This window comes from Pseudoduganella sp. SL102 (assembly GCF_027856995.1).
Lineage (GTDB): Bacteria > Pseudomonadota > Gammaproteobacteria > Burkholderiales > Burkholderiaceae_D > Rugamonas > Rugamonas albidiflava.
In genome coordinates this window covers 6,616,725-6,640,417 of sequence record NZ_CP115554.1, presented here as the reverse complement: position 1 = coordinate 6,640,417, position 23,693 = coordinate 6,616,725, and the positions used below count along the sequence as shown (strand labels likewise).

General features: G+C 66.1%; 16 protein-coding genes. 4 read left to right on the top strand and 12 right to left on the bottom strand.

The window, feature by feature from the left end; genetic code table 11:
• Positions 1–22: 22 nt before the first annotated feature.
• Together OU994_RS28070 and OU994_RS28065 are read left to right on the top strand one after the other, a co-directional pair.
• Positions 23–958, top strand: a complete 936-nt coding sequence (locus OU994_RS28070; RefSeq protein ID WP_281608581.1) for a glycosyltransferase family 2 protein — start codon at positions 23–25, stop codon at positions 956–958.
• Complete coding sequence (locus OU994_RS28065; protein WP_281608580.1) at positions 955–2,568, top strand: glycosyltransferase 87 family protein; 1,614 nt, start codon at positions 955–957, stop codon at positions 2,566–2,568. Before OU994_RS28070 ends, OU994_RS28065 begins: the two co-directional genes overlap by 4 nt.
• A 3-nt stretch (positions 2,569–2,571) precedes the next feature.
• Here the strand turns inward: OU994_RS28065 and OU994_RS28060 are convergent, their stop codons facing one another.
• The 12 genes from OU994_RS28060 to OU994_RS28005 all read right to left on the bottom strand — a co-directional run bounded on the left by OU994_RS28060 (position 2,572) and on the right by OU994_RS28005 (position 17,717).
• Positions 2,572–2,988, bottom strand: coding sequence for a GtrA family protein (locus tag OU994_RS28060; RefSeq protein ID WP_165497565.1), 417 nt, complete (start codon positions 2,986–2,988; stop codon positions 2,572–2,574).
• Positions 2,975–3,949 carry a glycosyltransferase family 2 protein gene (locus tag OU994_RS28055; RefSeq protein WP_281608579.1) on the bottom strand — a complete coding sequence of 325 codons (975 nt, stop codon included), beginning with the start codon at positions 3,947–3,949 and terminating at the stop codon, positions 2,975–2,977. The genes OU994_RS28060 and OU994_RS28055 overlap by 14 nt, the downstream gene beginning before the upstream one ends.
• A complete protein-coding gene (locus tag OU994_RS28050; protein ID WP_281608578.1) occupies positions 3,946–5,670 on the bottom strand; it encodes a DUF6311 domain-containing protein in 1,725 nt (574 codons plus the stop codon). The genes OU994_RS28055 and OU994_RS28050 overlap by 4 nt, the downstream gene beginning before the upstream one ends.
• A 62-nt stretch (positions 5,671–5,732) precedes the next feature.
• Positions 5,733–7,841 (bottom strand): glycosyltransferase, encoded by a 2,109-nt coding sequence (locus OU994_RS28045; protein ID WP_281608577.1) that lies wholly within the window; start codon positions 7,839–7,841, stop codon positions 5,733–5,735.
• On the bottom strand, positions 7,778–9,526 hold the full coding sequence (locus tag OU994_RS28040; RefSeq protein WP_281608576.1) for a glycosyltransferase family 1 protein: 1,749 nt from the start codon (positions 9,524–9,526) through the stop codon (positions 7,778–7,780). The genes OU994_RS28045 and OU994_RS28040 overlap by 64 nt, the downstream gene beginning before the upstream one ends.
• Positions 9,527–11,008: a class I SAM-dependent methyltransferase gene (locus OU994_RS28035; protein ID WP_281608575.1), complete on the bottom strand. Its 1,482-nt coding sequence runs from the start codon at positions 11,006–11,008 to the stop codon at positions 9,527–9,529.
• Entirely contained in the window at positions 11,005–12,225 is a 1,221-nt protein-coding gene (locus tag OU994_RS28030) for an ABC transporter ATP-binding protein (RefSeq protein WP_281608574.1), read from the bottom strand. The genes OU994_RS28035 and OU994_RS28030 overlap by 4 nt, the downstream gene beginning before the upstream one ends.
• Positions 12,225–13,025 (bottom strand): ABC transporter permease, encoded by an 801-nt coding sequence (locus OU994_RS28025; RefSeq protein WP_281608573.1) that lies wholly within the window; start codon positions 13,023–13,025, stop codon positions 12,225–12,227. Before OU994_RS28025 ends, OU994_RS28030 begins: the two co-directional genes overlap by 1 nt.
• A 465-nt stretch (positions 13,026–13,490) precedes the next feature.
• On the bottom strand, positions 13,491–14,255 hold the full coding sequence (locus tag OU994_RS28020; RefSeq protein ID WP_281608572.1) for a Crp/Fnr family transcriptional regulator: 765 nt from the start codon (positions 14,253–14,255) through the stop codon (positions 13,491–13,493).
• A gap of 23 nt (positions 14,256–14,278) precedes the next feature.
• Complete coding sequence (locus tag OU994_RS28015) at positions 14,279–14,572, bottom strand: VanZ family protein (RefSeq protein ID WP_131144081.1); 294 nt, start codon at positions 14,570–14,572, stop codon at positions 14,279–14,281.
• A gap of 35 nt (positions 14,573–14,607) precedes the next feature.
• A complete protein-coding gene (locus OU994_RS28010) occupies positions 14,608–15,864 on the bottom strand; it encodes a tetratricopeptide repeat protein (RefSeq protein ID WP_281608571.1) in 1,257 nt (418 codons plus the stop codon).
• 26 nt (positions 15,865–15,890) lie between these two features.
• The gene (locus tag OU994_RS28005) at positions 15,891–17,717 is read right to left on the bottom strand and encodes a CHASE2 domain-containing protein (protein WP_281608570.1); all 1,827 of its coding nucleotides are present in this window, start codon (positions 17,715–17,717) and stop codon (positions 15,891–15,893) included.
• A gap of 225 nt (positions 17,718–17,942) precedes the next feature.
• Here OU994_RS28005 and OU994_RS28000 point away from each other — a divergent pair, with 225 nt between their 5' ends.
• The gene (locus OU994_RS28000; RefSeq protein WP_281608569.1) at positions 17,943–19,319 is read left to right on the top strand and encodes a FecR family protein; all 1,377 of its coding nucleotides are present in this window, start codon (positions 17,943–17,945) and stop codon (positions 19,317–19,319) included.
• Between the two features lie 439 nt (positions 19,320–19,758).
• Positions 19,759–23,661: a DUF4214 domain-containing protein gene (locus OU994_RS27995; protein WP_281608568.1), complete on the top strand. Its 3,903-nt coding sequence runs from the start codon at positions 19,759–19,761 to the stop codon at positions 23,659–23,661.
• Positions 23,662–23,693 lie beyond the last annotated feature (32 nt).

Genomic DNA, 23,693 nt, shown 5'->3' with positions numbered 1-23,693 from the left:
ACGCCTCGCCTGGAGCACGCCAGTGTTCGACCTTGCCAACCGGCGCATCGCGGTGCTCGTCCCCTGCTTCAACGAAGCGGCGACCATCGTTGCCATCGTCCGTGATTTCCAGGCCTGCCTGCCGGGGGCGACCATCTACGTATTCGATAACAATTCCACGGACGATACCGCCCGCATCGCCGGGGCGGCCGGCGCCACGGTGCGCTCCGTGGCGCTGCAGGGCAAGGGCAATGTCATCCGCCGCATGTTCGCCGATGTCGATGCCGACCTGTATGTGATGGTCGATGGCGATGCCACCTACGACGCAAGCGCGGCGCCGCTGATGGTGCGCAAGCTGCTGGAAGAGGGGCTCGACATGGTGGTCGGCAAACGCTGTTCGGACGAACAGGATGCCTACCGCGCCGGCCACCGCTTCGGCAACCGGCTGCTGACCAGTTTCGTGGCGGCCCTGTTCGGTGACCGGTTCTCCGACATGCTGTCCGGCTATCGCGTGTTTTCGCGCCGTTACGTCAAGTCGTTCGCCGCGCATTCTTCCGGCTTTGAAACGGAGACCGAGTTGACCGTGCATGCGCTGCAATTGCGCATGCCGGTCGGCGAATTGCCCACGGTGTACAAGTCGCGTCCGGAAGGCTCGCTCAGCAAGCTGCATACCTACCGCGACGGGGCCCGCATCCTGTTCATGATCGTCCGGCTGTTCAAGAACGAGCGGCCGCTGCATTTCTTCGGCATCGGCGCCCTGGCAACGCTGCTGCTCGCACTGTTCCTGGCCGAGCCGCTCTTCATGACCTGGCTGGAAACGGGCATGGTGCACCGGCTGCCCACGGCGCTGCTGTGCACCGGCCTCGGCTTGCTGTCGTTCGTGCTGTTGTCCAGCGGCCTCGTGCTCGATACGGTCACCAAGGGACGCATCGAGCAAAAGCGCTTCGCCTACCTGGCCGTGCCACCGCCGGCGCCATGACGGCCGGGCAGGGGGAAGGCCGTACGCTGCCCGGCACGGCTGCCTGGCATGCCCTGGTGGCAGGGTCGCCCTGGCTGGTGCCGCTGCTGTGCGGCCTGCTGTCGATGCTGGCCGGGCAGGACCTGAACTGGGACTTGCAGAATTACCACCTCTACAATCCCTACGCATGGCTGACCGGCAGGCTCGGCATCGACCAGGCACCGGGGCAATGGCAAAGCTATTTCAACCCCGCCATCGACGTGCCGTATTACCTGGCCTTCACGTATCTGCCGGGCTGGCTGTGCAGTTTCCTGATGGGCGCCCTGCACGGCCTGAATTTTCCCCTGCTGCTGGTGCTGGTCCGGCGCCTGCTGCCGGACGGCGGCGGCGCGCACCTGCCGTTCTGGCTGGCCGCCGCCGGCTGCGCCGGGCCGGGCTTCCTGTCCGGCCTGGGCAACACGATGGGCGACAACCTGACGGCACTGTTCGTGCTGGGCGCGCTGCTGCTTGTTTTGGGTGCACCGTTGCGCGCACCTTCCCGTGCATCCTTGTCCGCGCCGTTTTTCGCCCCGGCGACCAGCCAGGTACTGCTGGCCGGCCTCGTGATGGGCGCCGGAACCGGCCTGAAACCGACCAACGCCGTGTACGCGCTGGCACTGTGCGTGGCCCTGCTGGTGCTGGATGGTCCGCCGGCGCGCCGGTTGCGGGCCGCCTTCCTGTTCGGCGTGGCGGTACTGGCCGGCATCGCGCTGTCTGCCGGGCACTGGTACTGGACCATGTGGCGCGAATTCGGCAATCCCTTGTTCCCGCAGTTTAACGACGTGTTCGGCAGCGCGCTGGCGCCACCCATCGGTGTCGGCGATACCGGCTGGCGGCCGCGCACCCTGATGGGAAAACTGGCGTGGCCGTTCCTCTTCACGCTCGACCCGCGGCGCGTGTGCGAGCTGCCGCTGCGGCACCTGGCCTGGCCCGTACTGTACACGGCGGGCATCGCCCTGCTGGTGGCGCTGGCGGCCGGCCGGCGGCGCCTGGCCGCCATTCCCCGCGAAGCCCGGCTGCTGATGGTCTTCGGCGCGGTGGCCTACCTGCTGTGGATGAACCTGTTCAGCATCTACCGCTACCTGGCGCCGCTGGAACTGCTGGCGCCGGTGCTGTGCTGGCTGGTGCTCGCTGCGCTGCTGCCGGGCCGGCGCGTGCTGGCGGCGTGGTGCGTCGGCCTGTGCGCCTGTTCCTTCGTCACGGTGGGGAACTGGGGCCATGCCATCGGGGTCAAGCCCCTGTCGGTCGAGGTGCCCGCGCTGCCGGCGCCGGCGCGCAGCATCGTGTATATCGTGGAAGCGCCAGCCGGCTGGCTGGTGCCGTTCTTCCCGCCCGAAGTGGCGTTCGTGTCGCTGGGGGCGGGCTTTCCGGAATCGCCCGGGTGGCTGCGGCGGGCCGCCGCGATACGCGCGTCGCGCCCCGGTCCGGCTTACGTGATGCTGCCGGCACTGCGCGGCGAACCCGACCTGCAGCGTGCCGCGGCCACGCTGCAACGCTACGGGCTGGCGCTGGCTGGCGACTGCCGTCCCTATCGGGTGAGTGCGGGGCGGGCGGTGCTGTCCTACCGGTTTTGCGGCGTGCAGCCGCGCTGACACTCAGCCCGCGCTGCCGCGGAACGTAAACGTCTTGTGCAGCACGTAGGTCAGCACCGGCCCGCACAGCAGCACCATGCCGAGGCCGGCCAGGTAATGCCACTTCATCCATTCGGCCAGGCCGGACAGCAGCAGCGTCAATACCAGGCTCAGCATCGAGACGGCAACGAACTTGCGATAGCGTTCCCAGCTGGGGCTCTGGCGGAATGTGAGCCTGCAGTTGGCGAAGTAGGAAAACGTATTGGCGAGCGCGAATCCGGCGGCGTTGGCGGCCACCGGGTTGGCCAGGCCCGTTTCGACGAGCGCGATCACCGCGCCGGAGTGGAGCAGCGTGTTGAGCACGCCAATGATCCCGAAGGCCAGCAAGGCGCTGTGCCGCGCCAGCAGCGCCTTGAGCGCGTCCAGCCTAAGCGCGTTCAACACGGTCCTCCGCCACGCCTGCCGCGCTCCCGGTGGTGTGCTCTTCGCGCACCAGGTAGACCGGGCGGCGCTTCACCTCATGGTAGATGCGGCCGACATATTCACCCAGCACGCCGATGCCGATCAGCTGCACGCCGCCGATGAACATCACGCCGGCCATCAGCGAAGCGTAGCCTGGCGTGTCGATGCCGAACACCAGCGTCTTGACGACGATGACCGAGGCATAGATCAGGGCCAGCAACGATACGACGAGTCCCACATAGCTCCAGATTTTCAGCGGTACGGTGCTGAAACTGGTGATGCCCTCCAGTGCCAGGTTCCACAGCTTCCACAGGTTGAAGCTGGAGACGCCGGCCACCCGTTCGTTGGGCTGGTAGGGGATGGTCACCGTGCGGAAACCCACCCAGGCGAACAGCCCTTTCATGAAGCGGTGGTTTTCCGGCAGCTGGCGCAGCGCGTCGACCACGCGGCGGTCCATCAGGCGGAAGTCGCCCACGTTCAGCGGCACCTTGACCTGCGAGATCTTGTTGTGGAAGTGATAGAACGACACGGCGGACAGCTTTTGCAGCAGGCCGTCGCCCTGGCGGTCGACACGGCGCGCCAGCACGACTTCCGCGCCTTTTTCCCAGTGCGCCAGCATGTCGGGCAGCAGTTCCGGCGGATGCTGCAAGTCGGAATCGATCGGCACGACCGCATCGCCGGTGGCGCGGTCCAGGCCGGCCGTGAGCGCCGCTTCCTTGCCGAAATTACGCGACAGGTCGACCAGGTGCACACCGCTGTGCAAGGCTTGCGCCTGCAGCAGTTCGGACCAGGTCGCATCGCGGCTGCCATCGTTGACGGCGACCACTTCGAACTCGTACTGGGGCATGGTGTCGGCAATCTGCCGCACGCGCTGGAAGAATTCCAGCACGTTGCCGGACTCGTTGTAGAACGGCGCGACGAGCGTAACGCGTTTCTTCATCGTTTCATCTCACTCGATTGTGGCTGTGGACGGCACAGGTAGGCGAAGTCGATCGTGGTGCAGCGGGTTGGCGGCACGGCCGCCAGGATCCGCTCGATCTCGCCCGGCTCGAATGCCGCGGTCTCGAACACGATCGCCGTGTGCGGCGTGAGCCGGGCGGCGATTTCCTGCGCATAGTTATCGCACGGCTTGTGGGCACGCGAGATATACCCGGTCGACAGGGTGTAATGGTGCCGCACCGCGTACAGCATGGTCGGCAGCAGGGAATGGCCCGGCGTGGACTTCGTGGCACAGCGGAACGGCGGATAGTAGAGCAGGTCCTTGACGCCAGCGCCAAGGAAGGCATCCCAGCGGGCGGCATCGATGGCGGGGCCAGGAACATTGGACACCGACGCCCGCACCCGCTTGTGATGCTCGCGCAAGTCCACCATCTGGATCACGCCCAGCAGCAGCAGTGCCGCGATGGCATGGCGGCGGTCCAGGTAGCGGTGCATGGTCAGCACGCCGAACACCACGATCGCATAGCCCACTGGCCAGAAGAAGCGGCCGGATGAACGGAACATGTCCTTCAGTGGGCCGAGCAGGTTCAGCACGCTGAAGTCGTATACATGCACCTTGCCGAAGTAAGCCGTATTGGAGACCGCATAGACCGCCAGCATGGCCAGCAGCACCAGCAGGGCGCGATGGCGCCGTGCCAGGCCGGGATCGCGCTGCCTGCGCATGCGCCATGCGAGGCCGGCCGCCACGAGCACGCCGAGCCCCAGGTAGTTGTAGCCTTCACCCTGGCCGTCATGCGGCAGGCTGGTGGGAATCGCCAGCACCGAGCCGCCCGTGAACGGCGCCATGATGTTCATCGAATAGTAGCCGAAGCCCCATTCGGTGTTGCCGCCCTTTGCCAGCGGAAGCATGGTCATGCCCAGCGACAGTGCCAGCAAGCCGTAGACGGCGACTACCACGACCGCCATGCGGGCGGCATTGGCGCGATTCAGGTGGCGCAGCACATCGGCCAGGAAAATGGCCGACAGCATGGCGCACAGGTAGATGTTGATGTAGAACGCCATCGGGATCATGGCCAGCCACGCGCCGGCCGACAGGCGGCCCAGCCGCCCGCTGCGCAGGTAGATGGCGATACCGAACAGCAGCAGCCACTGCGCCATCAGGCTCAGGTGATTGATGCGGATCGTCAGCGCGGGGAAGCTGGCCAGCAGGATGGCCAGCACCGACAGCGTCACCCAGCTGCGCACGCGTGCTTCGCGGCAGATCCACCAGGCGCCCACGCCCTGCAGGGTGAAGCACAGCGCGATCCAGATGCCGTACGGGTTGCGCATCGGCGTATCGGGACCGTGCTGGACCAGTTTCAGCAGCACCGCATACAGGGGCACGGCATCGAGGAACGTGGCCAGCGTGCCTTCCGGCGCGTTCAGCGACGTGATGCGCAGGATCGGCCAGTGCCAGGGCTCGCGCACGAAGGCGTTGTAGCCGGCGATGTACTGGGTCAGGTCGGCGCTTTCCTGCAGCCAGAAGGCGCCGTGGCCGCGCAGGAACGTTGCCGAGAACAGCCAGCACGCATAGCCCAGCGTGATCAGCGCGGCCCAGGCCAGGCCGGCGGCGCCATCGGAACGGCGCCACCAGGGCTGCGCGGGATCGGTCGGGTGGACCGACCGGGCGGCGGTGGGCGGGGCCGGAACGACCCGGCCGATCAGTGCGCGCAATGCGCTCATAGCGTTGACTCCATGACGGCGGTGCCGGAAACGATATCAGTAAAGTGGTGCATGGGACCGCGTCAGTTGGCCGCGGAGCCGGGCGCCCACAGGTGTTCGTCACGCCGGCCGTTGAGGATCTCGACCAGTTCGGCGGCATTGTGCTGCCATGTCAGCCACGGCATGCCGGCCGATGCGGGGGCCTGGCCGGCGCGCTGCAGCGCCAGCCACTGCCGGATCGCCCCGGCCAGGTCGGCGCCTTCCAGTCCGCTGAAATAATACGCATGCGTGCCGGCCACTTCGCGGAACACCGGCAAGTCCCGCACGATGATCGGCAGGCCGTAGCGGGCCGCCTCGATCAGCGGCAGGCCGAAGCCTTCCGCTTCGCTGGGATACAGCAGGCAGGTGCTGGCCAGGTAGACCTGCTGCAGCTGCTCGTCGTCGATGCCCTGCAGCCAGAACAGGCGCTTGCCCAGTTCGGGATGGCCGGACAGGCGCCGCACGATCTCGGGAATGGTGCGGCGGTCGGCCGCCGCGAGCGGCACCCAGCCTTCCTTGCCGACGATGACGAGGTGGGCGTCGACGCCGTCGCGCCACAGCTGCTCGAATGCCGCGAGGGCCTGCAGGGGGCCCTTGGGGGTCTCGCTCGTGCTGACCATCAGTGCGCACGGGCGGGCGGCGATCCGTTCCAGCTCCGGGAATACCTGCGGCTGGCGCTCGGGCGGCGCGCTGCTGATGTCGGCGCCCAGGTGCAGCGTGCGGATGCGCAGTTCGCGGCGCGCCGCCGGGCGATGCTCCGCCAGCCAGGCAAGCATCTCCTGGGCCACGGCTTCGGAGATGGGCAGCAGGCGGTCGGCTTCGTCGGCGATGTTTTCCAGCCAGGCGGCATGGGGCAGGCCGGCGAACGGCGGGAAGAATTCCGGCCGCAATACCGGCAGCAGGTCGTACAGCACGAAATTGACCGAGACGCCGCTGCGGCGCCAGCGCCGGTAGACCCCGGCGGCCGCCGCCTGCTGCACGGTCGCCGGCGAGAAGTCGGCGCTGTAGTAGATGTCGCCGCCCACCACGTCGGCCACCGGGTCGGCGCTCTGGCCGGCGATGCCCAGCAGGCTGAACGCATAGTTGCGCGCATAGCGCAGGTGCCACTGGCCGCCTTCGTCCGTCATGTACACCGGTTCCACGCGCCAGCCCGGAATGTGCAGCTTGAGCAGTTCCAGCAGCTGGGTGCGCACCACCCGTTCGATGCCCGTCTTCAGGTCGTGGCGGGCGATCGCGCTGACGTCCACCAGCAGCTGGCGCGGGGCCAGCTTGTCCGGGTTGCGCGCGATGATCCAGGCCAGCTGCTGCAGCGATGCCTCATCGGCCGGCAATTCCGGCAGCGCCGCCAGGGCGCCCAGCAAGGCACGCTGGCTGCCGCCGCGTTCGCGCGCGGCCAGGTCCATGGCGCGCGTGTATTCGGCGGCGCAATGGCGCGGGCTGTGTACGGTGAGGATGCGTTCGAGCGCGCGCTGGCCCAGGTCGCGGCGCAGGCCGGCATCGGCGCGCAGGGCTTCCAGCGCACGGCTCAGTTCCGGGATGGTGAAGGCATCCGGCACCTTCCACACCACCTCGTCCGGCAGTTCGGCCATGGCGCCGTTGCCGTTGATGATGACGGGCAGGCTGTAGCTCATGCTGTCGAGGACCGCGCCGGAGGTCTCGCCGCGCGACACGCTGCGCAGCTGCACGCTGACATCGGCCGCAGCCAGGTAGCGGTGGTAGGTGGCGTCGTCGCTCCAGCCGGCAATGCGGATGCGCTTGCCCGCGCCGGAAGCCTTGATGGCTTCGGAGAGGCGCAGGCCATAGTCGCCGCCGTGGTTGGCGCCGACCAGCACCAGTTCGCAGCGGGCGTCGCCGTGCAGGGACGAGGCCATCCACGCCTGCACCAGTTCCATCGACAGCTTGGTGGGGGCGATGAAGCCGAAACTGCAGTACAGGATGGTGTCCTCGGCAATGCCGAGGGCGGCGCGGGCGGCGGCGCGGTCGGGATTGCGCGGCACCGCGCGCAGCAGCGGCGCCACGCTCCAGTTTCGGCCTGCTTCCGGGCCATACCATTCGTGCGCCATGCCGAGCGCGTGGCGCGAGTGGGCGATCACGCGGGTGGCGCCCTGCAGGATCGCCAGGTTGCTGGGGTAGCGGTCCTTGGCGGCTTCCACGCCTTCCGGTCCTGGCTGGCCAGCAGGGCCGCGTAGCCGTGCGAATGCAGCAGGGCGGCGTTCCAGATGCCCGGCGCGGCGCCGCTCAGCTGTTCGTGCGACAGCATGCCGCTCATGAAGAAGTCGTGCATCACCACCACGCCCGGATGGCGCGCCAGCAGCGGCAGCATGAAGCTGTGGAACGGGCTGTTGCCGAACTGGTACAGGATCTGGTCGTACTCGCGCGCATGCTCGGCGAACCAGGCCGGCGTGCGGCGCGGCAGCGCCGCCAGTTCCTCGGGCAGTACCACTTCCGGCTGGTCGATGACCAGGTCGATGTCGTACCAGCGCATCAGGTCCGGCAGCAGCATCACGGCATAGTCGGCGATGCCGGTGCGTTCCGGCGGCAGGGGGCACACATGCGCCAGGCGCGGCCGGGCGCCGGTGCGTACCGGTTCATCCTCGTCCGGCACCGCGGCGGGCTGGCCGAAATGCTGCTCCAGCGCCCGCAATGCGCGCTGCGCCGTGCGGTCCCAGGAAAAACTGGCCGCCTGCACGGCGCCGTGCGCGCGCAGCCGTTCGCGCGCCGCCGGATCGCCCAGCACTTCGGCGATCTTGGCGCACATCGCCTCGGTCGACGCGGTGGCGAACAGGCCCGCTTCGCTGCCGATCACTTCGGGGATGCTGGTGTTGTCGGCGCCGATCACGGGCGCGCCGCAGGCCATCGCCTCCAGCGCCGGCAGGCCGAAGCCCTCGTGGCGCGACGGGAACACGAACAGCGCGGTACTGCGGTACAGGTCGATCAACTCGCTGTCGCTGAGGTAGCCGGTCAGGATCAGTTCGCCCGCGGCGAGGCCGGCGCGGCGCGCATGGGCCACCAGGTCGTCGCGGTCGTTCTGCCCCAGCTTGCTGGCGATGACCAGCTGGTGTGCCGCGCGCAACGGCGCCGGCAGCTGGCTGAAGGCGGTGATCAGGCCATCGATGTTCTTGCGCGCGTCGAAACCGCCCGGCGCATACATCAGGAACGCCCGGTCGATGCCCAGCCGGGCGTGGAGCGCGGCCAGCGCCTGCGGATCGGGCGAGCCCGGATGGAACAGTTCCTGGTCCACCGCCGTGGAAATCGACACGACCCTGGCCGGATCCAGGTCCAGCGTGTCGATGCCTTCCTGGCGCGAGTAATCCGAGATCGACAGCAGCAGCCCGGCACGTTCGAGCGAGGCGATCTTGCGTTCGTAGTAGGCGCGCTGGCCGGGGCCGGCCAGGTAGGCGGCCGGATTGAGCATCGGGATCAGGTCGTACAGCACCACCGCGGTGTTGGCGGCGCCGGCAAAGGTGCCGACCGAGGTGACGGCATCGTCCACGAAACCCTCGAACAGGCTGGTGACCAGCACGGCGTCGGGCGCCAGCGCGGCGAGCGCCTGTTCGCGGATCAGTTCATTGGCGCGGGCCCGGGCGCCATTGGCGCCACCCAGTTCCGCGCTCGGCGTGGCGATATCGAACACGCATATCCGCTCGGCGGGGACCAGGCCCCTGAATGCCTGGCGCAACTCCTCGATGGAGTCGGCCAGCGCACCGTTCATGGCCAGCCAGATCTCGTGCTGGCCGGCGTTGCGGGCGATGCCCAGCGCCAGCGCCAGCGAATACCGCCCGACGCCGCGAAAGCGGCTTTCCGACTGGGCTCCCTGCATGTCGATCACGATGCGCATTCAATGCTTCCTTGCTGGCGGATTCTGCGGCGCCTGGTTTTGCGTACCGGCTTGCGTGTTCTCTTGCGAACCCGGTTGCATAACCGGTTGCGCGTTCCTGTGCGCCTGCTGCTGGACCTCCAGCTGCAGTTGTTCATAGATGCGCTGCGCGCGCGGCGACAGTGCGCCCGGCTGCTGCGGCATGAGCGGCGCGTCCTGCTGCGCCGCGACCGTATTGCTGCGCGACAGGATGCCGTACAGCCGCGCCTGCAGCGACGGGAAGTGGCGCAGCACCCGGCGCGCCGCATGCTTGACGCGCGGACGCTGCAGCACGCCGCGGATCGCCGCGATCACGAACGGCAGCGCGCGCCGCTTCAGGCCGGGCACGAGGCGCCCTTCGCGCACCGCCGAGCGGGCCCGGATCACCTGGCCGCTGGTCCAGCGCAGCGGCGCCGTGACGCGCCACGAGCTGCTCGAGACCAGCGCCACGATGCGCTGCTCGGCTGCGCCGGCGCGCTGTTCCGCTTCGGCGGTGCGCCGTTCCAGCTCGATCAGGCGCCAGTCCAGGTCGGCCAGCTTGTGCAGCGGGTGGGCCAGCGCCTGTTCGGTGTGTGCCACCAGCTCCTTGCGCAGTGCCGATTCCAGTTCGGCGCGGGCCTGGTGCTCCGCTTCGCGCGATGCGCCGAGTTCCGCGCGCACGGCCTGCACCATCTGGTCGGCACGGGCCAGCGTGTCCTGGCGATCGAGCTGGTGGGCGCGTTCCAGTTCATCGTCGTAGCGCTCGGCCAGCGTGCCCAGCGTGACGCCATAGGCCTGGCCGAACGGCGCATCGAGCCGCGCCATGACGTCGGCCGGCGCATCTTTCTGGGCCACCACCGCGTAGTCCGAACTGGTGCCTTCCAGGACATCGATCAGGCGCGGCCGTCCGCCGTTGCGGGCGCGGTCGTTTTCCTGCAGCCGGACCACGCTGGTGCGTGCGAAGCCGCTGAAGCCGGTGGCGAAATCGAGCAGTGCGGGCGGGATCGGATGCAGGTGCGACGGATCGAGATAGAAGCTGCTGGCGCCCACCGACAGGTTTTCCGGGTTCGGCGTTTCCAGGATCAGCAGGCCGCCGGGCACCAGCACGCGCAAGGCTTCGCGCAGCATGTCGCGCACCATGTCCCATGGCAGGTGCTCGACCAGGTGGAAGGCGGACACCAGGGCCACGCTGTCGTCCGGGCAGGCGCGCAGCACCGCCAGCGCATCGCCGGTGGCGACATTCAGGCCGCGTTCGCGGCAGGCGCTGAGCATGCCGTCGTCGAGGTCGATGCCGCGCGCGTCGAAGCCGAGCGTGCCGGTCAGTTCCAGCCATTCGCCGCGGCCGCAGCCGAGGTCCAGCGCCGCGCGGGTGGGCAGCGCGGCCAGCGGTTCCAGGAAGGGCAGGTAGGCGCGCAGGCGCCCGGTGATCACTTCGCGGCTGCCGCGGTAGCGGTCTTCGAACGCCCGGTAGAACAGGTCGCTCATCGCACGATCTCCACCTGCGGCTCGATCCAGCTGGAGCCGACGAATTCCTTGCGGTTCAGGTTCATCACGGTAAACAGGAGGGCCAGGTCGCGCCACTCATAGTTGTCGGCCAGGTGCGTTTCGGTGCTGGTCAGCGCCGTCGTCACCGAATAGCTTCCCGGGCCCAGGTTGAGGGGAAAACTGAAGCGGAAGCCGATCTCCGCGCCGGCGTCGAGATCTGCCAGCGGCATGTCCATCAACTGCGTATTGGTGCCGTACATGGCCTGGCCGAGCCGGTCCTTGATCATGTAGCCCAGCACCAGCCGCGCCACCGGGCGCAGCACGCGCACCCGCACGGCCAGCGTGACGGGCGTGCCGACATTGACCGTGTCCAGCACGTCGCCGCTGGCGTTTTCCAGCACGATGCTGGTCACGGTGGCTTCGCCCGTGCCGGAGCTGGTGGCCACGCGGCCCGCTTCGGTGACCACCTGCTCGACATGGGCCGAGCCCCGTTCGGACAGCAGCGCGTTGTAGTAGTCCATCACCTGTTCCGGCGTGCCTTCCTGCGCCAGGCGGCCGCTGTCGAGCAGGATCGCGCGGTCGCAGATCGACTGGATCGCCTGGCGGTCATGGCTGACGATCAGCAGCGTGGTGCCCTGGCGGCGGAATTCGCGGATGCGCTCGAAGCTCTTGTGCTGGAAGAACGCGTCGCCCACCGACAGTGCTTCGTCGACGATGAGCACGTCCGGACGGCGCACCGTGGCCACGCTGAAGGCCAGGCGCATCTGCATGCCGGACGAGTACACCCGCACCGGCTGGTCGATGTAGTCGCCGATGTCGGCGAACGCTTCGATCTCGGCCATGCGGGCGCTGATCTCGGGCACGGTCATGCCCAGCAGCTGGCCGGCCATGTAGGCGTTCTGGCGGCCCGTGAAATCGGGATGGAAGCCCATGCCCAGTTCCAGCAGCGCCGCCACGCTGCCGGTGATCGAAACGCTGCCGTGGGTGGGCAGCGTGGTGCCGGTGATCAGCTTGAGCAGCGTGCTCTTGCCGGCGCCGTTGATGCCGATGATGCCTACCGCCTCGCCGGGGGCGAGCTGGAAGCTGATGTCGCGGATCACCCACTTGAGCTTGTGCCGGGGGCCGCGGAATGGCAGCAGCCATTCCCACAGCCGGGTCCAGCGGGTGGGGTACTGTTTATAGGCCTTGCCGAGCTGGCTGACGACGATGCTGCCCATCAGAGTTCATCCACCATTTCGCCGGAGCGCTTGCGGAACATGCGCATGCCCAGCACGCAGCTGCCGAGGCCCAGCAGGGTCACGGGCAGCAGCGAGCGCCAGTCGGGCATCTCGGCATGTACCAGGATTGCGTGATAGGCGCCGGCCAGCGCGGCCAGCGGGTTGTAGGCCATCAGGTCCTGGATGCCCGCCGGCAGGGCCGTGGCCACGTACACGATGGGCGTGAACCAGAACCAGAATTGCAGCAGGATCGTGAAGAACTGGCCGACGTCGCGGAAGAACACGTTGAGCACGCCCAGCACCATGCCCAGCCCGACGGCGAACAGGATCTGCACCAGCAGCACGGGCAGCAGGGCGAGGTAGATGGTGCCCGGGAAGTTGCCGGTGACGGCCAGGAACAGCGTGAACAGCCCGAACACGATGGCGAAGTTGACCAGGGCATTCAGCACCACGATCACGGGAAGGCACATGCGCGGGAAGCTGAGCTTCTTGATCAGGTTGGCGTTTTCCAGGAACACGGTCTGCCCGCGGCTGGTGATCTCGGCGAACAGGCCCCAGGTCAGGATGCCGGCGCACAGGTAGATGCTGTACGCGAAGCCGCCGGGATTGCCCGGCAGGCGGCTGCCCATCACATTGGAAAAGATGACCGTGTACACCACGATCATGGCCAGCGGATTGAGGACGGTCCAGGCCGCGCCGAGCAGCGAATTGCGGTACTTGGCCTGGAATTCCCGCTTCACGCTTCCGAGGATGAAGCCGCGGTATGCCCACAGCCCGTTCAACATGGCAGGCAGCTTCATGCACTGCCTGCAGGAAGGGTCATCGTGGTGGGAAAATCGTTCATTCCGTGCCGAAAAAAAGCGGAAGTATAGCATGGCACGCTGGCTATTTGATAACGCGCAAGTGTTGCCATTGGTAACAATGGGCAGCCTAAAAGCGCGATGTTTGATGTTGAAAGAGCGCTTGAGCTGCAGGGGGCGCAGCAGGGGTTTCGAGGAGCCTGCTCCTCGCCTGCGGAGCGGTCATCCTTTGCAAAGGATGACTCCTTCCTGTCCCCGCCAGTTGTTGGCTTTGAGCTCAGTTGTCGGCATAGGCCGAGGGGACTGACCCCGGTTTTCTGCATGCGTTGCCACGTCGCCAGCAAGAACCGGGGTCAGTCCCCTTGCTTAACGCTGTCGGCGAAGCTCAAGGCAAACGACTGCCGGGGACAGACCCCTCTGACGCTGCCGCCACTTGCGACATCATGCCGCCGAACCCCTGCCGCCCTATGTCTGCGCGAGCTGCTTCAGCGCGTCCGGCTTGACGATGATCAGCCGGTGCGTACCCTTCTTGATGATGCCCTGCTGGACCAGCGTCAGCAGGGTGCGCGTGACGGTTTCGCGGCTCGTGTTGATCATGTTGGCGATGTCCTGGTGGGTCGGCATGTTCTTCACCACCTCGACGTCGTCGCCTTCCTTTTCCTTGATGAGATCGATGAACGAATAAATCCGCTTGGCCGTGTTGTGGATGCTGAGCAGGGCGCGGAACTGCGAATCGCGCTGCACTTTCTCGGCCAGGAACTTGAGCATCTGCATCGCCACGGAAGGGGAGTGGGAGAACAGGTGCAGCGCGGTATTGCGCGGCAGCAGGGCTACCAGCACGGGCGTCAGGGCCACCACGGACGCCGAGCGTACGGAACCGTTGATGACGGCGATCTCCCCGAAGAATTCGCCGGGCGACAGCAGCCGCAGCCCGATCGCGCGGCCATCCTCGGTAATGTCGATGACCTGCAACTGGCCCGACAGCAGGAACAGCAAGGTATCGCCCACGCCGCCCTTTTGCAGCACCACGTCGCGCCGTGCGTACTGGCGAATGCGCAGGTCGGCGCGCACGCGCGCCATTTCCTCGTCGTTCAAGTCCTTCAGCAGCGGGATCTGGCGCAGGTGGATCTGCAGGTTGAACTGGCCATTGGCATCCGGCTCATCCGCGGCGGCGGGATCGTCCGGCTTGTTGGTCCGTTCGACGATGCGTTTTTTCTTTGGTTCGTTCATGGCAATCACTATAAAGAATCTGGTCAGCCGTGCGGCAACAGCGCAAGGCAGGCCCCGGCGCACAGCACGCCGCCCAGGTTGGCGGCCATGTCGCGCCAGCAGAAACGCCGCCCCGGCACCAGGTTCTGCAACACTTCGATCACCCAGCTGGCCGCCAGCACCGCCAGCAGTACCAGGATGATGTGCAGCGGCGTCGAGACCAGGCGCCCGCCCAGCAGGGCCATGCTGCCGAATGCCGTGAAGTGCAACAGTTTATCGTTGGGCAAGGCCCGCAGCCACGCGAACGGCAACAGGCAACCCAGTGGAATGGCAATCATGCCAAGCAAGAAAAGCACTAACTCCCAGCGCACCGTCAGAATCCGTTCCAGCGCCAGTAGAGTTGCAGGGCATTGCTATCATATTGGAACAATGTGATGTTCTCCTTGTTGTCGACGTGGCGGTACTCCAGCACCGCGCTCTGCCTGGCGTCCAGCCGGTACACCAGCGCGAGCCGCGCCTGGCGGGTGCTCTGCCGGCGCGCGATGTCGATCAGGTCCGGCGCATACACCCGGGCGCTGTTCCAGTCCTGCCGGGTCAGCCCCGCTTCGGTGCCGAACCGGTCGTTGTGCTGGTATTGCCATTGCAGGCTGCCATACCAGCCATGCCGGTCGCCGCCGAGCCGGTCCGCCCGGCCGTGCTCGATCAAGCCGCCGGCGGCCAGCTGCACCACGTTGGCCTTGCCGCGGTAGGCCAGCTGCGCGCCCAGTTCGCCCGTGTTGGCGTCGAAATTGCGGCGCGTCACATACTGGGTGCGGCCGAACGAGCCCGTCAGCGTGAATTCGGTCTGCCAGGGCAGGCGCAGCGGCGGTATCACCCGCCCCTGTACCTGGAACTGGCGCTGGTACAGCGAGCCGCCCAGGCTGAGGAAGCTGGTGCTGAGCGTGGCGTCGCCATTCCAGCTGCCGATGCGGAAGCCCTTGTCCACGCCTAGCAGCAAGCCCATCGTGTTCTGCTCGCTGACATCGCGATGGTGGCGGAAGCGCACATGGGCGAACGCCACGGCGCCGCTCCGGTCGAGTTCGCGGGAATAGCCGAAGGTGCCCTGCACGAAACTGTCGGGCTTGGGCAGGAACTCGTCGGTCAGCGGCTTTTCTTCCTGGTCCTCCCCGCTGCCGATCACCAGGATCGGGTTGCTGGCACCCTGGTTGACGTTGTCATCGTATCCCGCGCTGAGCGACAGGTTGCGGTAGCTGCGCGCTTCCCACGGCTTGCAGCCGGTGCGGCGGTGGTTCTCGATGATTTCCAGGATGCCGGGCGATGGCATGAAGCGCACCTCGATCTCGCGGAACAGCCGTTCCGCGTCGGCCGTGCGCCCCATCGTGCAGTGGTTGATGGCCAGTTCCAGCCAGGCCCCCGCGTGCAGCGGTTCCAGCTTGATCAGTTCCTCGAATGCCTTGGCGGCCTCTTCGTGGCGCCCCTGGGTCATCAGTTCCACGGCGCGCAGGTAGCGGGCCTCGATCTCGTCGGTCGCACCGTCGCCGGCATGTGCGCTACCCGCCGCGAGCAGAAGCAGGACGATGCCCGCCAGCAGGCGCCGGACCGGTCCGTTCCTGCGCAACCGTTTTTGCACCTGTTTATGCAACCGTTTGTACAACCTCATGCGGCCGGCTCCAGGGTATACAGCTGCACGGCCTTTTCCTTGCCGCGCAAGCGCGTTTCGCCCAGCGACAGGAAACGGTGGCGCCGGGCCCGCTGGACGGTGCCTTCGCCGATGATCACGTCATGCGGCCAGTCGCGGGCGGCCTGCTCCAGGCGCGCCGCGGTATTCACGCTGTCGCCCACCGCCGTGTAGATGCTGCGCAGCGAACTGCCATAGTCGCCCGCCATGGCCGGGCCGCTTTCGATGCCGATGCGGACCCGCAGCGGCGGATGGCCCTGCTTCATGCGGGCCTGGGACAGCCGCGCCACTTCGCGCAGGATGTCGCGCGCCGCATCGAGTGCCAGGTCGGCATGCGCCGCGTTGGGCAGTGGCGCGCCCCAGAATGCCACCAGGCCGTCCCCGGTGTACTTGTCCAGCGTGCCGTGGTGGCCGATGACCGGGCGGGTCAGGCAATCGAGGAAATCGCTGGTCAGGCGCGCCGCTTCCTCGACCGGCAGGCTTTCCACCTGGCTGGTATAGCCTTCCATGTCGGCGATCAGCGTGGTCACTTCGCATTGGCGCGGCGCCAGCGGATCCTTGAGATTGCTGCGGAGCAGCTCCGTCACCACCGAGGTTGCCACGTACTGGCGCAAGGTGCCCAGCAGGCGCCGCGAGTTCTGCTGCGCCAGCTGCCAGTGGAACGGCACCGAGACGGCCAGCAGGAACAGGATCGAGAACAGCGGTGCCGCCGGCGCGAAGTCCGGGTCGTGCGGCACGATCGCATACGCCAATGCCAGCCACAGCACGGCCATCGCCGCCAGCAGCAGCACATTGTAGGCGGCGGCCAGGCGCGGGAAGGTATAGGCGCCGGCCATGGCCACGGCAATGCAGAACAGGGTGGCGATCACGGCGCCCGGCCAGGTGGCTGGCGCCAGGCCATCGCGGCGGTCGAGCAGGCCGGTGAGGATGGAGGCGTGGACCAGCAGGCCGGCGAACGAGGCGCCCATCGGCGTGGCGATCCGGTCGCCCACGGACAGGGCCGAGGAGCCGACCAGGACCAGCTTGCCGCGCACCGTGGCTTCGTCGATGCGGCCCTGCAGCAGGTCGTCCGCCACCACCCGGTGGTAAGCCTGGGGCGTGCGGGTGAACGGCACCCGCATCAGCGGCTCCGTGGCCGGGGCGCCGCCGCCGCAGCAGTGCATCAGCGCCAGGGCCAGGCTGGGGTAATTGCGCCCTTCGAACCAGGCGGTCATCGGCACGCGGCGCAGCACGCCGTCGGGATCGGGCGTGACGCCGATGTTGCCGGCATGGCGGGCACCGGCCAGGCCGGCATGGTTGGCCAGGTAGCCGGTGGCCGCGATCGCGCCCGGAACGCGGGGGCCGGGACGCCCGTCGGCCAGCACGCCGGAGCGCAGTGGTTCGCGCGCGGCGTTGTAGTCGAACAGCTGGGCCAGTACGAGCGGTGCGTGCTGCGCCAGCATGGCCATGCGCAGGTCCCCCTCGGCGTCGCCCGGCTTGAGCATCACGATGTCGAGCGCCACGCCGCTGGCGCCCAGCTCGAACAGGCGTTCGACCAGTTCCGCCATGCGGGTGCGCTGCCACGGCCAGGGATGGCGTTCCAGCGTCTCTTCGTCGATATCGACCACCACCATGCGCTGCTCGGGGCTGTCGCTGGCGCGCAACTGGACTATGCGGTCGCGCAGCAGTTCATCGGCAACGCTGGCCGGCGACGCGCTGCCCGCTCCCTGCAGCAGTACCGTCAGGAGGACGGCACACGCCGGGATGCCAATACCCAGCAGAGTCGCGGAAGAGAAGAGTGCGCGCAGCGCCGGATGCTGGTTCATCAAAAATCACTGACGGGCGTGGGCGCCAGGAGCGCTGGGGGGAGATTGAAAGTGGGGCATCATATCGCAAAATATTCTTGGATGCACTAAATTGGCCCGCCGGCCATGGGCCGGTCCGGGATGGTGCACGGCAGTTGGATACTTTGTAACAGCGTATTACCATGTGATGCATATCACACTCATTCTACCTCCCGCTGGCGGAAAATGCGGCTTGAGGAGAAATCTATGTTACGAGCATTATTGTTAACTGCCGGCCTGTCGAGCATCTCGCTGTTGCCTGCGCTGGCGTTCGGCGCCCAGGCGGGCAAGGTCGTCTTTGTCACCGGCGCGGCGCAGCTGGCCGACAAGGCCGTCACCGTGGAGCAGGCGGTGGAAGAAGGCGACGAGATCAGCACCGGCGCCGATGGCTATGTCTATGTGAAGACCGTCGACGAGGGTTTCCTGATCCTGCGCCCCAACAGCAAGGCGCGCGTGGTGGCTTACCAGATCGACGAAGCCAATCCGGCCAATACCCGCGTCAAGCTGGAATTGCTGCAGGGCGTGGCGCGCAGCATTTCGGGCAAGGGGGTCAAGCGGGCCCGTAACAATTTTCGCCTCAATACGCCGGTGGCCGCCATCGGTGTACGCGGTACCGATTTCATCGTCTATACCAACCAGCAGACGTCCTGGGTATCGGTGGTGTCCGGCGGCGTGGTGATGAGCGGCTTCAGCGGTACTTGCGGCCCGGAAGGCGGCGGGCCCTGCGAAGGCGTGACCAGCCGCGAACTGTTCGGCGGCCGCGCCGATACCATGCTGCAGATCCAGCGCGGCCAGTCCGTGCCGCAATTGCTGCAGGGAGGAGCCGTTGCACCGGAATTGAGCACGCCGCCGCGTAACGACGAACCTGTCGGCAAGGTCGCCATCAACCAGGCCAAGGTGAATCCCGCCGTGCTGGAAGTGATCAACCTGGAACCGGTCAACGTCAGGCCCATCACGGACATGAAGTCGACCAACAATACGCCTGACCCGGATGGCGACGAAGTGATCACCGTCCCGCCCAGCTTCCCCATCAATCCTCCCTTCGTGGTCGTCGAACCCGAGCCGGCTCCGCAGGTGAAATCGGAAGTGATGTGGGGGCGCTGGCAGCCGGCGGCCGGCAATGGCATCTCGCGCGAGCAGGTGGCCAGGATCAATGCGGAGGGCACGAAAGTGCAGGTGCTGCTGGGCCCATACCTGATTGCCCGGCCGGACAATTCGGCCTTCGTGCTGCCGCGCGAGGGCACGGCGGGATTCGCGCTGACGGGCAGCGAAGCCGTGCTGGCCGCGAAAGGCGGCACGTTCCAGCCTGCGAAGGTCGAGAATGGCAGCTTGAATATCGATTTCTCAAAAAGGACATATACAACGGCGATTTCCGTTGTAAATGCCCAGGGGCAAGCGAACCTTTCTTCGTATGGCGACATTACCAAGACGGGCACGATGGTCAATTCATTCATGTCGCCGGGCATGACGGTGCGCGGAGTGCTTGGCGGTACCAATGCCAACGAGGCGGTTTATTCGTTCAAGACGCCGGATGATGCCCACGTTCGTGCGCAAGGCATCACGACCTGGAACAAGAAGCGCTGACGCCATCGCCGGTCCTTGCCGGACGGCGCGCAGCCAACCTGAATGCCCCGCCAAGCGGGGCATTTTTTTTGCGCGCAGGAATTGAATCACAGGCTTCCCGAGCAATGGCTTGCAGCGATAGGGCGGCGCTGCGCGCTGCGGGCACAGGCGTGAGCCAGCTGGCCATGTACTGGACGATGCAGCCTGATGTGCCACGCCATGGCCGCGAAATCACGGCGACAGGAGCGATGGCCAGGCGACGCACTGCGGCAGGCATTGGAAAACCCCCGCCAGACGCTCCGCGTACCGTGCCGGTGTTGCTGTCACGCTAATAATGCACAGCCACCATGGTTGAATTATTTAATCTTTGTAACACAAACCCAACACGATTCAACAACTCGCATATAATCTCGCGCGCCTCCTTATTCAAGCGTGGTGATGCGAATGCGCAAACAAAAGTTTGATCAAAGTCTCGACCTTCATCGAGAAATATTGTGAAAAGCTCGAACTTTGTGATGGCCGTCACAACGCCGGGGTGAGGTTGTGGCAATATACTCCAAGTTCCGCTGATGGCCCCGGGCAAGTCCCGGTTCAGAACGCAGGAAACCTGGTTAAATTTTGTTTACCTTTAAAAGGAAGAATCATGGCTGTTGCCGATTACTACCCGCTCGTACAAACCCTCTACGTATCGTACTTCGGCCGTCCTGCTGACCCGATCGGCCTGGACAACTTCTCCAAGCAACTGGAAGCCCTGGGCGCGCCGACCACGCTGGCAGAACTGAACGTTGCGGCACGTGACAACGCAGGTATCAAAGCCCTGGTCAACACCTTCAGCGGCTCGCAAGAGTCGGCCGACCTGTACGGCACGGGCTCGACCCTGTCGTTCGTTCGCGCAATCTATGAAAACCTGCTGAACCGTGCTCCTGACACGGACGGCCTGAAGTTCTGGGTCAACGCAATCGAAGGCGGCGGCCTGAGCCGCGCTGACGCATCGCTGGCCATCGCTGACGCAACCGCAAGCAACACCACCGACCAGGGCAAGGCTGACGCCGCTCTGATCAAAGCCAAAGTCGCTGTCGCTGGCGCCTTCACCACCTCGATCGACACCGCCGACGAATTCGAAGCCTACCAGGGCGCCGCAGCGATCGAAGCTGCCCGTGACCTGATGGCATCGGTGACCGGCGCGTCGACCCCGGCCAACACCCAGACCCAGATCAACACCGTGCTGGAACAGCTGGTTGAAGGCACCGACGGCGGCAACACGTCGTTCACGCTGACCGACGGCATCGACAAGGTCTCCGGCAACGCACAAGACAACGTGTTCTCGGCACCGGTCGTGCAGAACCAGAACGGTGAACTGGTCAACACGCTGGAAACCGGCGACTCGATCCAGGGCGGCGCAGGCGTGGACACGCTGAACGCAGTGCTGACCAACCCGCAAGGTACGGACGGTGGCGTTGGCCAGGCTCCGGCAATCTCCGCGATCACCAATGGCGTTGAAGTCGTGAACTTCCGTTCGCAGTACTTCACCGAAGGCGGCGTGAACGGCTCCAACATCGACGCTGAACTGATGGCTGGCGTGACCCAGTACTGGTCCGACAACAGCCGTACCGGCCTGCAGATCGAAGACGTGCGCCAACTGCCGGAAGAACTGACCTTCGGCATGCGCCAGACCGACCCGGCCGCTGGCCTGAACGTGTACTTCGACCCGGCACAACTGGCCGACGGCCGCAGCAGCGCCGGCGATTCGACCCTGACGCTGACCCTGGTGGACAACGCCAACCCGACCGCTCAACTGGCCAACTTCCCGGTCAACGGCGTGGTCTTCAAGCTGGGTGGCGTGCAGTTCACCGTGACGTCGGAAGCCATCGGCACCGCCAAGACCTACGTTGAGTTCGAAGCCGCTCTGGAAGCAGCCCTGACCGCCAACGCCGCTCTGGCTGGCGTGACCGCTGCAGTGAACGCCAACAACACCATCACGATGACCGACGCGCAAGGCCGCTCGTTCGAAGCCGTGGGCTACACCTGGGTGGACAACATTGTTCCTTCGGGCGGTAACCTGGCATGGAACCAGCAAGTCGGCGCAGCAGTGCAAACCGACCTGCCGATCGAAACCGACGTGGTGCTGGATGCCGTGGGCCGTACCGCCCAGGGTGGCTCGCTGGATATCGGCTCGATGGCTGATGGCGGCGTGGCAACCTTCAACGTGTCCGTCGACCGCAGCAGCTGGCTGACCGCCGCTGAATCGCGCGAAGATTTCGGCGCCGGCGACCGTCACCTGGAAACCGTCAACCTGACCAGCATCGGCGCCAAGGGCAACCTGGCTGTCGGTAGCGACACGGACCGTCTGGACGAGCGCGTTGTCGCCGGCCTGACCGACGTGCGTCAAGTGCTGAACAAGGGCTTCGAAGGCAAGCTGAACATCGGCGTGGTCCTGACCGGCGAAAGCGTCGACCGTTACCTGGCCGCTGCTTCGGGCGAAGTGCAGTTCACCTACGAAGGTGGTGCTGGCGCCGACAACTACACGATCGTTGTGGATGATGCCCTGTCGGAAGATTCCGACTTCGCACTGGATGCCAAGCTGGGCGCCGGCGACGACCGCCTGAACATCTCCGTGGAAACGGCAAGCAACGTCGTCGTTGACGGCGGCACGGGCAGCAACACCATCGCTGTTGCACGCAGCCATGGTACCAACGCTCAGAACACCTTCGAAGGCTTCACCAACTTCGCCACGTACGAAGTCGAAGCCACGGCGAACACCGAACATGACTTCACCAGCATGGTCGGCGTGACGCGCGCTGTCGTTGCTACCGAAGGCGTGGTCAACACGGTCTTCACCGATCTGGAAACGGCTGCCGCTGTGGAAATCTCGGGCAAGAACCAGACCCGTCAAGCTCTGCAGAGCAACGCTGACCAAGCCTTCGGCGAAGTGCACGTGCTGGGCGCAGAAGGTGCTGCACTGACCGTGACCCTGTCGAACACCGCACGTTCGACCGGTGAACTGACGGTCAACCGCCTGCTGGTCGATGCAGCTGCCGCCAACAACCTGAGCGCTGTCCGCACGCTGAACATCGTGTCGAACGGTGCCCGTGATACGGCCAACTTCATCGGCGACGTCGATGCGAAACTGGTCAACACGTTCAACCTGACCGGCACGCAGAACCTGACGCTGGCCATCACCGACGCAGCGAACTTCGACGCGTCGAACGTCAACAGCATCGGTGACCTGGTGGTGACGGGTGCTGCCCTGACCGGCGACCTGGACCTGTCGCTGGCTTCCGGCCTGGTGACCGCAGTTGACCTGACCGGCGGCGAAACCGTGACCCTGACCGGCACGGCTGGCACGGCTGACCGCGTGACCTTCACCGGCGGCGGTCTGGACACCAGCGAAAACACCGGCATCAGCGCCTTCGAAACGGTTCGTTTCGTGACGGCTGACGGCGAGTTCGACGCAACCAATGTTTCCGGTGTCACGCTGTACGACATCGAAAGCACGACCGGCGATCTGGAACTGATCGAGCTGAACGGCCAAGAGCCGATCCGCATCAACACCGACGTGCAGGGCGACGTTGCTGGCGACAACCTGACGTTCTCCGCTGAAGGCGAATCGTCGGCCAACAGCCTGAACCTGCAGTTCCGTGACCTGGATACCGCTGTCGACACCGACGTGGACACCGCGTTCGGCGCCGCCGAAATCCGCGTGCAGAACTACCGCACGATCTCGCTGGACCTGGGCAGCGCCGGTACGTTCGACGAAGCCTACACCTTCGACTTCGACCTGCTGGACCAGGACGGCCGTCAGCGTGAAGATGGCGCGTACGAAGCCGACTCCGTGTACGCTCGTTCCCTGGTTGTCACCGGCGGTGGCGATCAAGGCGCAGCAGGCGATGCCGGCGGTGTTGACAGCGTGGACGTGGGTACCGTGACCAACGTGCTGAGCGACATCAACTTCGGTGGTTTCGTTGGCCGCGTAACGGCAGCCCTGGACGTCATCGACGTGGCCCTGGCTGACAGCGTGGACCGCAACACCATCGTGACGGTCAACGGCTACGGTCTGGACTTCACCGAAACGACCGCTGGTACCGACAGCCACATCACGACGTTCAAGTTCACGGTCGACGCAGTTGCCGACACCGAAGACTGGATCATCACCGGCTTCGACGCCTTCGGCGTGACCGATCTGCAGACCCTGTCGATCCTGGACCTGTCGGGTCTGGGCGTGGACGGCCTGGCCGATCTGAACATCGCTGATGACGGCGCCGGCAACACCGTGGTGACCTCGAACGACAACCTGGACTTCGAGATCATCCTGAACGGCGTGGCTCCAGCCGATCTGTCGAACGAGAACTTCCGCTTCGCTTAAGTTGTAGCGTAAAACCAGGGAACTCCGGTTCC

Excerpts from the sequence above, each read along its gene's own strand:
- OU994_RS28065 (WP_281608580.1), top strand. The coding sequence starts at position 955 with ATGACGGCCGGGCAGGGGGAAGGCCGTACGCTGCCCGGCACGGCTGCC.
- OU994_RS28055 (WP_281608579.1), bottom strand. The coding sequence starts at position 3,949 with ATGAAGAAACGCGTTACGCTCGTCGCGCCGTTCTACAACGAGTCCGGC.
- OU994_RS28050 (WP_281608578.1), bottom strand. The coding sequence starts at position 5,670 with ATGAGCGCATTGCGCGCACTGATCGGCCGGGTCGTTCCGGCCCCGCCC.
- OU994_RS28040 (WP_281608576.1), bottom strand. The coding sequence starts at position 9,526 with ATGCGCATCGTGATCGACATGCAGGGAGCCCAGTCGGAAAGCCGCTTT.
- OU994_RS28035 (WP_281608575.1), bottom strand. The coding sequence starts at position 11,008 with ATGAGCGACCTGTTCTACCGGGCGTTCGAAGACCGCTACCGCGGCAGC.
- OU994_RS28030 (WP_281608574.1), bottom strand. The coding sequence starts at position 12,225 with ATGGGCAGCATCGTCGTCAGCCAGCTCGGCAAGGCCTATAAACAGTAC.
- OU994_RS28025 (WP_281608573.1), bottom strand. The coding sequence starts at position 13,025 with ATGAAGCTGCCTGCCATGTTGAACGGGCTGTGGGCATACCGCGGCTTC.
- OU994_RS28020 (WP_281608572.1), bottom strand. The coding sequence starts at position 14,255 with ATGAACGAACCAAAGAAAAAACGCATCGTCGAACGGACCAACAAGCCG.
- OU994_RS28015 (WP_131144081.1), bottom strand. The coding sequence starts at position 14,572 with ATGATTGCCATTCCACTGGGTTGCCTGTTGCCGTTCGCGTGGCTGCGG.
- OU994_RS28005 (WP_281608570.1), bottom strand. The coding sequence starts at position 17,717 with ATGAACCAGCATCCGGCGCTGCGCGCACTCTTCTCTTCCGCGACTCTG.
- OU994_RS28000 (WP_281608569.1), top strand. The coding sequence starts at position 17,943 with ATGTTACGAGCATTATTGTTAACTGCCGGCCTGTCGAGCATCTCGCTG.